Annotated in this window: 13 protein-coding genes; 10 read left to right on the top strand and 3 right to left on the bottom strand. The window is 62.8% G+C overall.

Features of this window, described 5'->3' with window-relative positions:
* Positions 1-10 precede the first annotated feature (10 nt).
* From ACSQ84_RS00865 to ACSQ84_RS00850, 4 genes are all read left to right on the top strand, one after another.
* Positions 11-622, top strand: a complete 612-nt coding sequence (locus tag ACSQ84_RS00865; RefSeq protein ID WP_436209757.1) for a class I SAM-dependent methyltransferase — start codon at positions 11-13, stop codon at positions 620-622.
* Between the two features lie 305 nt (positions 623-927).
* A complete protein-coding gene (locus ACSQ84_RS00860; protein ID WP_436209756.1) occupies positions 928-2,202 on the top strand; it encodes an acyl-CoA dehydrogenase family protein in 1,275 nt (424 codons plus the stop codon).
* A 259-nt stretch (positions 2,203-2,461) separates the two neighbouring features.
* Positions 2,462-3,079: a flavin reductase family protein gene (locus ACSQ84_RS00855; protein ID WP_436209755.1), complete on the top strand. Its 618-nt coding sequence runs from the start codon at positions 2,462-2,464 to the stop codon at positions 3,077-3,079.
* A gap of 142 nt (positions 3,080-3,221) precedes the next feature.
* Complete coding sequence (locus ACSQ84_RS00850; RefSeq protein WP_436209754.1) at positions 3,222-3,503, top strand: GNAT family N-acetyltransferase; 282 nt, start codon at positions 3,222-3,224, stop codon at positions 3,501-3,503.
* 142 nt (positions 3,504-3,645) lie between these two features.
* Here ACSQ84_RS00850 and ACSQ84_RS00845 read toward each other — a convergent pair whose 3' ends face one another.
* Together ACSQ84_RS00845 and yghU are read right to left on the bottom strand one after the other, a co-directional pair.
* Complete coding sequence (locus ACSQ84_RS00845) at positions 3,646-4,404, bottom strand: alpha/beta fold hydrolase (protein ID WP_436209753.1); 759 nt, start codon at positions 4,402-4,404, stop codon at positions 3,646-3,648.
* Between the two features lie 123 nt (positions 4,405-4,527).
* Complete coding sequence (gene yghU, locus ACSQ84_RS00840; RefSeq protein ID WP_436211136.1) at positions 4,528-5,412, bottom strand: glutathione-dependent disulfide-bond oxidoreductase; 885 nt, start codon at positions 5,410-5,412, stop codon at positions 4,528-4,530.
* Positions 5,413-5,648: 236 nt separating this feature from the next.
* On the opposite strand from yghU, the gene ACSQ84_RS00835 reads away from it, so the two are divergent.
* The 5 genes from ACSQ84_RS00835 to ACSQ84_RS00815 all read left to right on the top strand — a co-directional run bounded on the left by ACSQ84_RS00835 (position 5,649) and on the right by ACSQ84_RS00815 (position 10,641).
* Positions 5,649-6,908 (top strand): branched-chain amino acid ABC transporter substrate-binding protein, encoded by a 1,260-nt coding sequence (locus ACSQ84_RS00835; RefSeq protein ID WP_436209752.1) that lies wholly within the window; start codon positions 5,649-5,651, stop codon positions 6,906-6,908.
* A gap of 67 nt (positions 6,909-6,975) precedes the next feature.
* On the top strand, positions 6,976-7,923 hold the full coding sequence (locus tag ACSQ84_RS00830) for a branched-chain amino acid ABC transporter permease (RefSeq protein WP_436209751.1): 948 nt from the start codon (positions 6,976-6,978) through the stop codon (positions 7,921-7,923).
* The gene (locus ACSQ84_RS00825) at positions 7,920-9,197 is read left to right on the top strand and encodes a branched-chain amino acid ABC transporter permease (RefSeq protein WP_436209750.1); all 1,278 of its coding nucleotides are present in this window, start codon (positions 7,920-7,922) and stop codon (positions 9,195-9,197) included. The genes ACSQ84_RS00830 and ACSQ84_RS00825 overlap by 4 nt, the downstream gene beginning before the upstream one ends.
* Positions 9,194-9,946, top strand: coding sequence for an ABC transporter ATP-binding protein (locus ACSQ84_RS00820; protein ID WP_436209749.1), 753 nt, complete (start codon positions 9,194-9,196; stop codon positions 9,944-9,946). Before ACSQ84_RS00825 ends, ACSQ84_RS00820 begins: the two co-directional genes overlap by 4 nt.
* The gene (locus ACSQ84_RS00815) at positions 9,946-10,641 is read left to right on the top strand and encodes an ABC transporter ATP-binding protein (RefSeq protein WP_436211135.1); all 696 of its coding nucleotides are present in this window, start codon (positions 9,946-9,948) and stop codon (positions 10,639-10,641) included. Before ACSQ84_RS00820 ends, ACSQ84_RS00815 begins: the two co-directional genes overlap by 1 nt.
* Before the next feature lie 23 nt (positions 10,642-10,664).
* Here ACSQ84_RS00815 and ACSQ84_RS00810 read toward each other — a convergent pair whose 3' ends face one another.
* The gene (locus ACSQ84_RS00810) at positions 10,665-11,090 is read right to left on the bottom strand and encodes a DUF4870 family protein (protein WP_436209748.1); all 426 of its coding nucleotides are present in this window, start codon (positions 11,088-11,090) and stop codon (positions 10,665-10,667) included.
* A gap of 126 nt (positions 11,091-11,216) precedes the next feature.
* Between ACSQ84_RS00810 and ACSQ84_RS00805 the strand changes: the two genes are divergently transcribed.
* Positions 11,217-12,368, top strand: a complete 1,152-nt coding sequence (locus ACSQ84_RS00805; protein ID WP_436209747.1) for an aminotransferase class V-fold PLP-dependent enzyme — start codon at positions 11,217-11,219, stop codon at positions 12,366-12,368.
* Positions 12,369-12,496: the final 128 nt, after the last annotated feature.

Below are 12,496 nucleotides of genomic sequence, written 5' to 3'. Positions count from 1 at the left end.
GTGTCAATTGATGGGCTTCTACAACGACGTCATCCTACCGAAGGTTTGCGATCTCGCGATGCGAAACGAGCAACTTCGGCCGTATCGCGAGCGAGTGATCGGCCCGGCCGAAGGCCGCGTGCTCGAGATCGGGATCGGTTCCGGCCGAAATCTGCCGTTCTATCGGCCACAAGTAACGGAATTGCTGGCGCTGGAGCCGTCACCTCAACTCACGGCAATGGCTCGCCGTGCTCTGCATCCGGGCTTGCAGGTCAACTTCGTCGATGCGTCAGCAGAAGCCATTCCACTCGATGATCACAGCGTTGATACCGTTGTAACTAGCTGGACCTTGTGCAGCATTCCAGATGCCGCCGTGGCGCTTACCGAAATGCGGCGCGTCCTTCGGCCAAGCGGCAAGCTCTTGTTCGTGGAACATGGCATGGCGCCGGACAAGAATGTGCGGCGATGGCAGGACTGGCTGACGCCTGCCTGGAAACGCATCAGCGGCGGCTGTCATCTCAATCGACCCATCAGCGTGATGATCGAAAGTGCCGGCTTCAGGATTGATCGGGTGGAGACCGGCTATATGCCTGGACCCAAGGCAATGACGTTCATGTACGAGGGCAGCGCCCGGCCAGGCTAGATCTGGCGGTCAGCCTCAGCTTCGCACGATCGAGCCGGAGCGCCCGACGTGATCCCCGCGATCTACGCGCTGGTCAAGGGCGCACGGCTGCAACGGAATTTCCACGCGGCGATAAATCCGAACGGCAAGCCAAGCGAGGTCGGAACACGCTAGCCATGATGGTTTCAAACACTGTTTGAATTGACCGTGATTGGCGGTTGCAGGGCTGCCGCGCGCCACGCGTCGGCCGCTTGTGCGAGGACCCATCGGACGTCTAGATTGCGCGCCAACCAACAAAGATCCGCGCCAAAGGGAGACCCTGTCACATGAAACACGCCTACATCCCGCGAACGACGACCTACAACCTCAATCCGGGCGAGGAACTCAACGATCTGCGGATGTCGGACGAGGTCCGTCCGCTCTACGAGCACGTCAAGAAGTTCATCCGCGAAACCGTCGATCCGATGTCGGTCGAATTCGCAAAGCTTGGCGAAGGCAAGAAGGATCGCTGGAGCTTTACGCCGGAGCAGCTTGCGTGCCTGCAGAAGGCCAAGGACAAGGCCAAGGAGGTCGGCCTGTGGAACTTCTTCCTACCCGATGACGAGACCGGCCAGGGCCTGAAGAATCTCGATTACGCCTATATCGCGGTCGAGCTGGCGAAGAATCCGATGGCGTCGGAGACCATGAACTGCTCGGCGCCCGACACCGGCAACATGGAAGTGCTGGAACGCGTCGGCACCAAGGAGCAGAAGGAGAAGTGGCTGAAGCCGCTGCTGGCCGGCGAAATCCGTTCGGCCTATGCGATGACCGAACCCAATGTCGCCTCCTCCGACGCCAAGAACATCTCGACCTCGGCAAAGCTCGTCGGCGACGAATGGGTGATCAACGGCGAGAAGTACTACATTTCAGGCGCCGGCGATCCGCGCTGCAAGATCATGATCGTGATGGTGAAGACCAACCCGGACGCCCCTCCCAGCAAGCAGCAATCGCAGATCCTGGTGCCGATCGACACCCCCGGCGTCGAGATCCTCGGCCCGATGCACGTGTTCGGCCACGACCACGCGCCGCGCGGCCACATGCATCTGCGCTTCAACAATTGCCGGGTGCCGAAGGAGAACATGCTGCTCGGCGAAGGCCGCGGTTTTGAAATCTCGCAGGTCCGGCTCGGCCCCGGCCGCATCCATCACTGCATGCGCACCATCGGCAAGGCGGAAAAGGCACTCGACCTGATGGTGTCGCGCGGCCTGACCCGCGAGGCCTTCGGCAAGAAGATCGCCCATCTCGGCGGCAATCTGCAGATCATCGCGCAGGCGCGCTGCGAAATCGAGGCGATGCGGCTGATGGTGCTCAAAGCCGCGAAAGCGATGGACGTGCTCGGCAACAAGGAAGCGCGGATCTGGGTCAGCATGGTCAAAGCCATGGTGCCCGAGCGCACCTGCAAGATCATCGACCAGGCGATCCAGATGCACGGCGCGACAGGCATTTCGCAATGGAGCCAGCTCGGAGAGATGTACCAGGACGTGCGGCATCTGCGCTTCGCCGACGGTCCGGATGAAGTGCACTGGATGGTGGTCGGACGGCATGAACTGAGCATGCCGTAGGGTTTGTGGGGCCGCCTTATCGGGAGTCCCCGTGGGGCGCCCCCACCCCGCCCTCCCCCGCAAGCGCGGGAGAGGGAGTGGAGCGTGCCGTGTGATGAGCAGTGTGCGCAAAAATGAGCCAGTGTTAGATCTCGATGACGCAACAAACACCGCTGCGCCCCCTCTCCCGCACTTGCGGGGGAGGGCTGGGGTGGGGGTGCCTCCGCAAATTCGCCCGCAGTGAGTCCCCTCGCCCGCCGCCGCGCGAAACAGGATCCCCATGGAATACGCGCCTGAAAGCCTGCAACCGCGCGAGCGCTACAAGCTTCTCGCCGGCTTCGTGCTGCCGCGCCCGATCGCGTGGGTAACTTCAGCGGGCCCGACCGGCGTGGTCAACGCGGCGCCGTTCAGTTTCTTCAACGTATTTTGCGAAGACCCGCCGCTGTGCATGTTTGCCGTCAACCTGCGGCCCGACGGACGCGTCAAGGACACGCTGGTCAACATCCAGCGCACCGGCGAATTCGTCGTCAACCTCACCGACGAGCCGCTGGCGCGCGCGATGCACGATTCCAGCGGCGACTTTCCGCCCGATGTCGGCGAGCCCGGCTATCTCGGCTTGAAACTGGCGCCATCGACCAGGGTCGCGGTGCCGCGGCTCGCGGATGCGCCGTGGGCGATGGAGTGCAAGATCTGGAAAACCATCGACGTCAACGGCGACCGCACGCTGATCATGGGCGAAGGCATCAACTTCTACATCCGCGACGAATTGTGGGACACCGAGACCATGCGCGTGCACATGGAGCGCTACCACCCGATCGGCCGCATGTTCGCCGACCGCTACTGCCGCACCGACGACCGCGTCGTGTTCCCGCCGGCCCCGGAACTTCCGGCGAAGTAGTGTTTTGTAGGGTGGGTTAGCCGAAGGCGTAACCCACCGCCGATGCACAGAACGAAGATGGTGGGTTACGCGGAGTTTATCATCGGGCGCGCATTCGCGCGACCCGTTGGCTAACCCACCCTACGCACCGATTGGACCGCGCATGACCGAACATTTCCGCGACAACGAAACCGGCAGCCGCTTTGAGCTGGACGTCGACGGCACGATCGCATTCGTCGCCTACCGCAAATCACCAGGCGCGATCACGCTCGAGCATACCGAAGTACCGCAGGAACTCGGCGGCAAGGGCATCGGCTCGAAACTCGCGCGCGCAACCCTCGATGCGGTGCGGGCGCAGGGACGCAAACTTACGGTGGAATGCGAGTTCATCCAGGGCTATATGCGCAAGCATCCGGAAGATAACGACCTGCTGAGCGCTTCGTAGGGTGGGCAAAGACGCCCTTGCGCCGTGCCCGTTACTAGACACTCCGTCATTCCGGGATGGTCCGCAGGACCAGACCCGGAATCTCGAGATTCTCAGATGTGCAATTGCACATCATAGTTCGCTGCGCGCCCCGGAATGACGCTTAAGCCGACGCCGGCCGGTGCGCGCGCAGGAACGACCGGATCTGGCGCGCCGCGAGCGGAATCCGCTCCTTGGGCTCCTTCCACGGAAACATGCTGACCTCCGCATTCGGCGCTAGCATCGCCGACTCCATCGCAACTGCATAGGGATGTGCCGGGATATCGTCGGGCAGGATCAGCACCGGCGTCCGGCATTGACGCACGAAATCGCGCGTCACCGTGAAAACGAAATCGGGGTTGGTCCGGTACATCCTGGTCAGGAATTTGTCGACCTGCTCCGGCGTGATGTCGGGCCGCTGCTTGAGGAGTTCCGGCGCCCAGCCCTTGGTGTTGTTGTCGTAAAACAAATCGCGCATCTCGGGCCGCGAGCCTGAGGGCTGCGCCAACACCGCGGCGACGATGCGATCGGGCGCACGCTTCAACAGATTCCAGATCAGGGGGCCGCCGATGCAGAAGCCGAGCACCATGAACTTGTCGATGCGAAGATGATCCATCAGGCCGAGATGGTCGTCGGTGTGGGAATCCCAGGGCCGGTCGACCTCGAGCGGGCCGGAGGATTTTCCGGTGTTGGCGTTGCGCAGATCAGCCGCGATGCAGCGGTACTCGCCCTTGAACTCCTCAAAGGAATCGAACGGCGGGTAATCGCCTGACAGGCCCGCGATCGTCGAGTTCAGCCCGCCGCCGGCGATCATCAGCAACGGAAAGCCGGAGCCAGCCTCCTCGTAGTGGATGCGAACGGCGCCTTTTTCGAAGGTCGGCATGGCGGTTTCCTCGGGATGATTTTTTCGTAGGGTGGGCAAAGCGAAGCGTGCCCACCATTCCAACGACGATCACAAACGAGAATGGTGGGCACGGCGCAAGTGCGCCTTTGCCCACCCTACGAACTACGGCGACGCGTTGGCCGGCTCGCCGATCTTGTCCTGCGTCTGCGTGTCGAAATCGCTGGCCTCGTGCCGCTCGTGCAGCTGGCTGGCCGGATCGCCCGAGATCCGGTTGACCATGCGCCCGCGTTTCACCGCCGGACGTTTGGCGATCACGTCGGTCCAGCGCTGCACGTTCTTGTATTCCTGCACCGACAGAAATTCGCCGGCGCCGTAGACCAGGCCCTTTGCGAGCGCGCCGTACCACGGCCAGGTCGCCATGTCGGCAATGGTGTACTCGCTGCCGGCGAGATATTCGTTGTCGGCAAGACGCCGGTCAAGCACGTCGAGCTGGCGCTTCACCTCCATGGCGTAGCGGTCTATGGCGTATTCGATCCTGGTCGGCGCGTAGGCATAGAAATGGCCAAAGCCGCCGCCGAGAAACGGCGCGCTGCCCATCTGCCAGAACAGCCATGACAGGCATTCCGCCCGCGCCTCACCGCCGGCCGGCAGGAAGGCCCCGAACTTTTCCGCCAGATGCATCAGGATCGCGCCGGACTCGAACAGCCGGATCGGCGTCGGCCCGCTGCGGTCCATCAGCGCCGGGATTTTTGAGTTCGGGTTGACCGCGACAAAGCCGCTGCCGAACTGGTTGCCGTCGATCTTGATCAGCCACGCGTCGTATTCCGCCCCGGCGTGACCGGCCGCCAAGAGCTCCTCGAACATGACGGTGACCTTCACCCCGTTCGGCGTCGCCAGCGAATAGAGCTGAAACGGATGTCGGCCGACCGGCAGTTCCTTGTCATGCGTGGGCCCGGCGATCGGGCGGTTGATGCTGGCGAACGTTCCGCCGCTTGCCTTATTCCAGGTCCAGACTTTGGGCGGCACATAAGCGGTGGGGTCGGTCACAGAATCGTTCATTGGTTTAGCTCCAGGCTTCTTTCGGCCATGTCACATCAGGGGTGATTGCCGCGCGGCGGAATAAGAATTGCGTCTGGTATACGTTGGGAGTGTCGCCGCCAACTGCAAGATGTGGCATGGCGATATCAAACAATTCCCGTGGCGGTCCGCGTCGGCTCCATGTTACGGTTTCGCATCGGTACCGCAAGACAACAAATGCGGGCCTCTCAGGGGAGGAATGCACCATGCTGCAAGGCAAGTGGTTTTCTGCGCTCTTTGGGATTGTAATTGGCATTGTACTTGGGACCGCTGGTGGCGGTCAGGCGCTCGCACAAGGCACCATCAAGGTAGCCTACACCGATCCGCTTTCGGGGCCGTTCGCGCAGGTCGGCGACGCCAACCTCAAGCAGATGCAATACATCATCGACTATATCAACGCCAAGGGCGGCGCGCTCGGCAAGAAATTCGAACTGGTTCCGTTCGACAACAAATCGCAGCCGTCAGACGCGCTGATCGCGCTGAAGAGCGCGACCGACCAGAGCATGCCCTTCATCATGCAGTGCAGCGGCTCCAACATCGCCGCGGCCCTGATCGATGGTGTCAACAAGCACAACGACCGCAACCCGGATAACCGCATCATCTATCTGAACTGCGGCGCGGTGGCCACCGAACTCACCAACGAGCAATGCAGCTTCTGGCATTTCCGCTTCGACCTGCATGTCGGCATGAAGGCCGAGGTGATGGTTCGCGCACTGCCCAAGGACGTCACCAAGGTCTACCTGATCAATCAGGACTATCTGTTCGGCCAGTCGGTACAGCGCGAGGTGAAAACCTATCTCACCAAACTGCGGCCTGACATTCAGGTCGTCGGTGACGAGTTGATCCCGCTCGGCAAGATCAAGGATTTCTCGCCTTACCTGACCAAGATCAAGGCGTCAGGCGCGCAGGCGCTCTTGACCGGCAATTGGGGTCCGGACATGAACCTGTTGATCAAGGCTGGCGTCGATGCCGGTGCGGACCTGCGCTATTACACCTTCTATGCCCATCTGGCCGGCGGCCCGACCGCGATCGGTGTCGGCGGCGACAACCGCGTGCTGGCCGTGATGCCGTTCGGCGAGAACGTGGCGCCGGAGATCGGCAACAAGGAGGCCGAGGAATTCGCCAAGGGGTTCCGCGACAAGCACAAGTTCGACTTCTCGGCGGCAGGCTTCCGCACCATCTTCGAATATCTGCAAGCCGCGGTGAACAAGGCGGGCTCGGTCGACCCGACCAAGATCGCACTCGCGATGGAAGACCTTCAGGTCAAGGACTTCCTCGGCTTTGATACCAAGATGCGCAAGGCAGACCACCAAATCATCACCGAGTACTTTGTCGGCACCTTCAAGAAGGGCGTGAAGTACGACGCCGAAGGCACCGGGCTCGGCTGGGCCACTTCGGCGACGATCCTCGCCAAGGACGTCGACCAGCCCAACACCTGCAAGATGAAGCGTCCGAGCGCCTCCTGACCAACACGATAGTCGCCTGCTTCCCTCCCCCGGGGAGCAGGCCTCGCCCTTGCGATGGTCTGGTAGCATGGAAGTCTTCGTCGTTTCCCTCCTGAACGGTCTCGTCTACGGCATGCTGTTGTTCATGCTGGCGAGCGGGCTTACGCTCATCCTCAGCATGATGGGTGTGCTGAACTTCGCGCATGCCAGCGCCTATATGCTGGGCGCCTATTTCGCCTACACGATCAGCCTCTATGTCGGCTTCTGGCCGGCGCTGATCATCGCCCCCGTGCTCTGCGGTCTGATCGGCGCGGGGATCGAGATGTGGGGGCTGCGGCGCGTCCATCAGAACGGCCACATCGCCGAGCTGTTGTTCACCTTCGGCCTCGCGCTCTTGATCGAAAAGGGCGTGCAGATGACCTGGGGCCTGCTGCCGGTGCCCTATCGCGTGCCGGAGCTGCTGGATTTTCCGCTGTTCAAGATCTACGGCACGCAATTCCCCGCCTACCGCGCCTTCATGCTGCTGATCTCAGCCCTGATGTTCGGCGCGATCTGGCTCGGCCTGACCCGCACGCGCATTGGCCTCGTGATCCAGGCGGCGCTGACCCATCCCCAGATGGCCTCCGCGCTCGGCCATAACGTGCCGCGTATCTTCACGCTGGTGTTCGCCGCCGGCACGGCGCTGGCCGGCCTCGCCGGCGTGATCGGCGGCAACTACCAGGTCACCGAGCCCGCGATGGCCTTCACCATGGGGCCGATCGTATTCGTCGTGGTCGTGTTCGGTGGCCTCGGCTCGCTGTCCGGCTGCTTTATTGCCTCCATTCTGATGGGGCTGATCCAGACCTTTGCCGTCGTGTTCGACGTGTCGCTCGCGGATTTGCTGGCCAAGTTCGGCTTCGTGGTGACGTCGAGCACGCCGTTCGCTGAAGTCCTCACCGTGACGCTGCCAAGGATCGGCGCGCTGCTGCCGTTCCTGATGATGGTGCTGATCCTGGTGTTCCGTCCCCGCGGGCTGATGGGGACACGCGATACATGAACATGCTTCGCCGCCACTGGCCCTGGCTTTTGGTCCTCGTCATCCTGCTCGGGTTCCCGTTCCTGTTCTACGACTGGACCAAGGGCCGCCATTCCGGCTTCGTGCTGACGCTGATGAGCGAGATCGGCGTGATGGCGATCTTCGCGCTGTCCTACAACATGCTGATGGGCCAGGCCGGCCTGCTGTCGTTCGGCCACGCCGTGCTGTTCGGGCTCGGGGCCTACTGCGCCGCGCATGTCATCAATCTGGTCAAGGCCGGCACGATCTGGCTGCCGACCGAATTGGTGCCGCTGGCGGGCGGGCTCGGCGGGATGTTCTTCGGCTATGTGTTCGGCTGGCTCGTCACCAAGCAGCGCGCCACGGCGTTTGCCATGATCACGATGGGGCTCGGCGAACTGGTCTCGGCCGCTGCCTTGATGTTCATGGCCTTCTTCGGCGGCGAAGGCGGCATCACCATCGACCGCGTGATGGATACCAGCCTGGTCGGCGTCCGCTACACCTCGCCATGGCAGGTCTACTGCCTGGTGCTGGCCTGGGCCTTCATCGCCGCGGCCCTGATGCGGCTGCAGACCCAGACCGCGCTCGGCAAAATGGCCAACGCCACCCGTGACAATTTCGAACGCGCGCAGTTCGTCGGCTACGATCCGCGCATGGTGCGGCTGATGCAATTCACGCTGTCAGGCTTCTTCGCCGGCATCGGCGGCGGGCTGTATGTGCTGATCTACGAGATCGTAACCTTCGACACCGTATCCGCGGCAAAGTCGGCCAACGCGCTGCTGGCCGTCTATATCGGCGGCGCCGGCGGATTCTTCGGGCCGATCCTGGGTACCATCGTCGTGGTGCTGCTGCAGAGCGGTGTCAGCCTGCTCAGCAATGCCTGGCTGCTTTATGTCGGCGTGCTCTTCATCGTCATGGTGATGTACGCGCCGGGCGGGCTGATCGGGCTGATCTTCATGCATCTGCCGATCTGGCGCGCGGGACGGATGCGCGAGCTGTTGCTGCCCTACGCGCGGGCGTTTCCGCCGGCGCTATTGGTTATGCTCGGCTTCGTGTTCATGGTCGAACTGGCGTCCTTCACCACGATCGGCGCGGCCCAAGGCAAGCGATTCACGATCGGCGGCCACCTGATCGATACCACGGCGCCGATGCCGTGGGTGATCGCAATCGCCGCGCTCGTCCTTGGCGCGCTCTGGCTGCGCCATGAGGCACGCGGCTTCCGCCGGCGCTGGGATGAGGTGATGGAAAGCGCCAAGCTGAAGGGGGCAATGGCATGACCGCACCCGCCGTCGAGCTAGTGGACGTGCGCAAGAATTTCGGACGCACCGAAATCATCCGCGGCGTCAACTTAAGCATTCCCAAGGGCGAACGTCATGCCATCATCGGCCCCAACGGCGCCGGCAAGACCACGCTGTTCAACCTGATCTCGGGGCGGTTTCCGATCACGTCAGGCTCGATCACGGTCAACGGCCAATCGACTGCCGATCTCGCGCCGCAGGAGATCAACCGGCTCGGCCTGTCGCGCAGCTTCCAGATCACCTCGATCTTCCCGCGCATGACCGTGTTCGAGAACATCCGCTGCGGCCTGTTGTGGTCGCAAGGCTATCGCTATTCGTTCTGGCGGCTGCTGGGAACGCAGAATGAATTGAATTTGGCCACCGACCGGTTGCTGGAGCGGCTGAAGCTCTCCGACCGGCGCAATCTCCAGGCTGGCTTGTTATCCTATGCCGAGCAGCGTGCGCTCGAAATCGGCATCACGATTGCCGGCGGCGCCGAGATCATCCTGCTCGACGAGCCGACCGCGGGCATGAGCCACAGCGAAACCGAAAGCGCGGTGGCGCTGATCCGCTCGGTGTCCGAAGGCAAGACGCTGATCATGGTCGAGCACGACATGAGCGTGGTGTTCGGAATCGCCGACCGCATCACCGTGCTGGTCTATGGCGAAGTGATCGCGTCCGATGCGCCGGCCGCGATCCGCGGCAACGCTGCCGTGCAGGAAGCCTATCTCGGAACGGTGGCGGCATGATGCTCGAGGTGCGCGATCTCCACGCCTTCTATGGCAAGAGCCACATCCTGCAGGGTGTCGACCTGTCCGTCGACCAGGGCGAAATCGTCAGCCTGCTCGGCCGCAACGGCGTCGGGCGCTCCACCGCCTGCAAGACCATCATGGGGCTGGTGCCGCCATCCGGGCAGATCCATTTCAAGGGCCGCACGATCGCCGGCCTTCGGCCCGACCAGATCGCCCATCTCGGCATCGGCTATGTCCCGGAGGATCGCCAGGTGTTTCCGGGCCTCACCGTGCGGCAGAATCTCGAACTCGGGTTGAAGCGCGCCGGCGTCGTCGGGCGCTGGAAATTCGAGGACGTGTTCAAGCTGTTTCCCAATCTCGCCGCGCGGCAGGACAATCCCGCCGGCGTGCTGTCGGGCGGCGAACAGCAGATGCTGACGATGTGCCGCACGCTGATGGGCGATCCCGATCTCGTCATCATCGACGAGCCGACCGAGGGCCTCGCGCCAAAACTGGTCGAACAGGTCGGCACGCTGCTCGATGAAATCGCCCGCCGCGGCACGGCTATTCTTCTGGTCGAGCAGAAGCTCACCATCGCGCTGAAGATTTCGCGCCGCCTCTATGTGATGGGCCACGGCCGCATCGTATTCGAGGGAACGCCGGCGGCGCTCGCGGCCAATGCCGGCGTGCGCAAGGAGTGGCTGGAGGTTTAGGGGGCAGTTCCCCGCCGGCTGGATTATCCGAACAGCCAGGACCCGGGATTAGCGATCGGTTTGTGCTCGATGCTCAACAGGCCGCCCTTGACGATGCGGATGAGTGACCAGATGAACCACCAGGCAACAATCGGCAGGCCGATCAGCACCAGGCTCAGCGGAATGCCGATCGCAAGGTACAGCAGTCCGATCCAGAAGGTCCTGATCTGGAACCGGAAATGGGACTGCATCACCGGGTCGGTATCGCCGACTTTCACATGCGCGATGATGACGCCCATCAGGGCTGAAATCCCGGTGAAATACCCCACGCCGTAAAACACGTAGACGGCTCCGGCGACCATATTGTCCGAGGCGATGGGTCGTTGGGTTTCGTAAGAAAGTGACATGGCCGCCTCTGTTGCCACTGATATCGTGGAGCTTTGCGAACGCCCTTTGGTCGCGCCTGCCATGCCTCAGGTTCAGCAAATCATAGCGTAAAAACCGGTGCGGCGGAGTTGTACTCGGAGCAATGCTTTTGTGGCTGGCGCGGCCGGGATCGGCGATAGTGGATCGATCGCACCAATGAGATCATTCACATGCTTGGCTCGCAACGCGCCTTGTTCGAGATCCCGCCTCACGTTTGCTACCTCAATGCCGCGTCCTACAGCCCGTTGCCGATCCGGACCCTGGAGGCCGGCCGCGCAGCAGTTCTCCGCAAGGGCACGCCGTGGACGCTGCCGGCTTCCTTCGCCAGCCAGCAGAATGAACGCGCGCGGATAGCCGCCGCGCGGCTGATCAACGCCGACCCTTCCGATATCGCACTGACGCCTTCGATCAGCTACGGCGTCGCGACGGCGGCAAAGCTTTTGACGATTCCGCGCGGCACCCGCGTGATCGTGCTGGAAAGCGATCACTCCTCCCCGGTGCTCGAATGGCACGCGCGGGCCGAGACGCAGGGTTTCGTCGTCGAGACGGTTGGTCAGCCAGATGACGGCGACTGGACGTCGGCGGTGCTCGCTGCGATCGAACGGTCAGGCGCACCACCGGTGAGCCTCGCCTCGATCTCCTCGGTGCACTGGTCCGACGGCGGGCTGATCGATGTCGATAAAGTCGGCGCGGCGCTGCGGCAGCAGGGCGCGGCGTTTCTTGTCGACGCGACACAGGCCGTCGGCGTGCTGGCGATGGACGTGACGCGGCTCGATCCGGATTTCGTGCTGTTCCCGACCTATAAATGGGTGCTTGGGCCCTACGGCCGTGCGTTTCTCTATGTCGCCAAGCGCCATCAGAACGGCATCCCGCTGGAACAGACTTCGGCCGGCCGCCGCGACGTGCGCGCCGAGAATGCGGTCTATTTCACCGATCTCGATTACGTGCCCGATGCACGCCGCTTCGACATGGGCGAGCGCGACTATTTCATCTCGATGGAGATGGCGTCCATCGGCATGGAGATGATGGCCGAATGGGGCGCATCGGCCGTGGTGCAGCGTCTGGCGATGCTGACGGAACGGATTGCAGAAGGCGTGCGCGGCATCGGCGTCAGCGTGCCGGATGTCCGCTTGCGCGCGCCGCACATATTGAGCCTCGCCTTCAAGGGCGGCATGCCGGCTGGCCTGATCGAAGGACTGGCAAGCGAAGGCGTCTACGTCGCGCCGCGCCTGGGACGGATGCGCATCTCGCCGCATGTTTATAACGACGAGGCCGATGCGGATCGGTTCGTTGAGGTGTTGGGCCGGCGGTTGCGCTCGTAGGGTGGGCAAAGGCGCACTTGCGCCGTGCCCACCACCCTAACGTGTCGCTGCAGATGGTGGGCCGCTTCGCTTTGCCCACCCTACGCAGTGACTTGTCAAACTCCAACCGTCACCCTGAGGTGCGAGCG

The organism is Bradyrhizobium sp. LjRoot220 (assembly GCF_964252915.1).
Lineage (GTDB): Bacteria > Pseudomonadota > Alphaproteobacteria > Rhizobiales > Xanthobacteraceae > Bradyrhizobium.
Note: the sequence above shows the minus strand (reverse complement) of the source record. Positions and strands in the feature narration are given on the sequence as shown.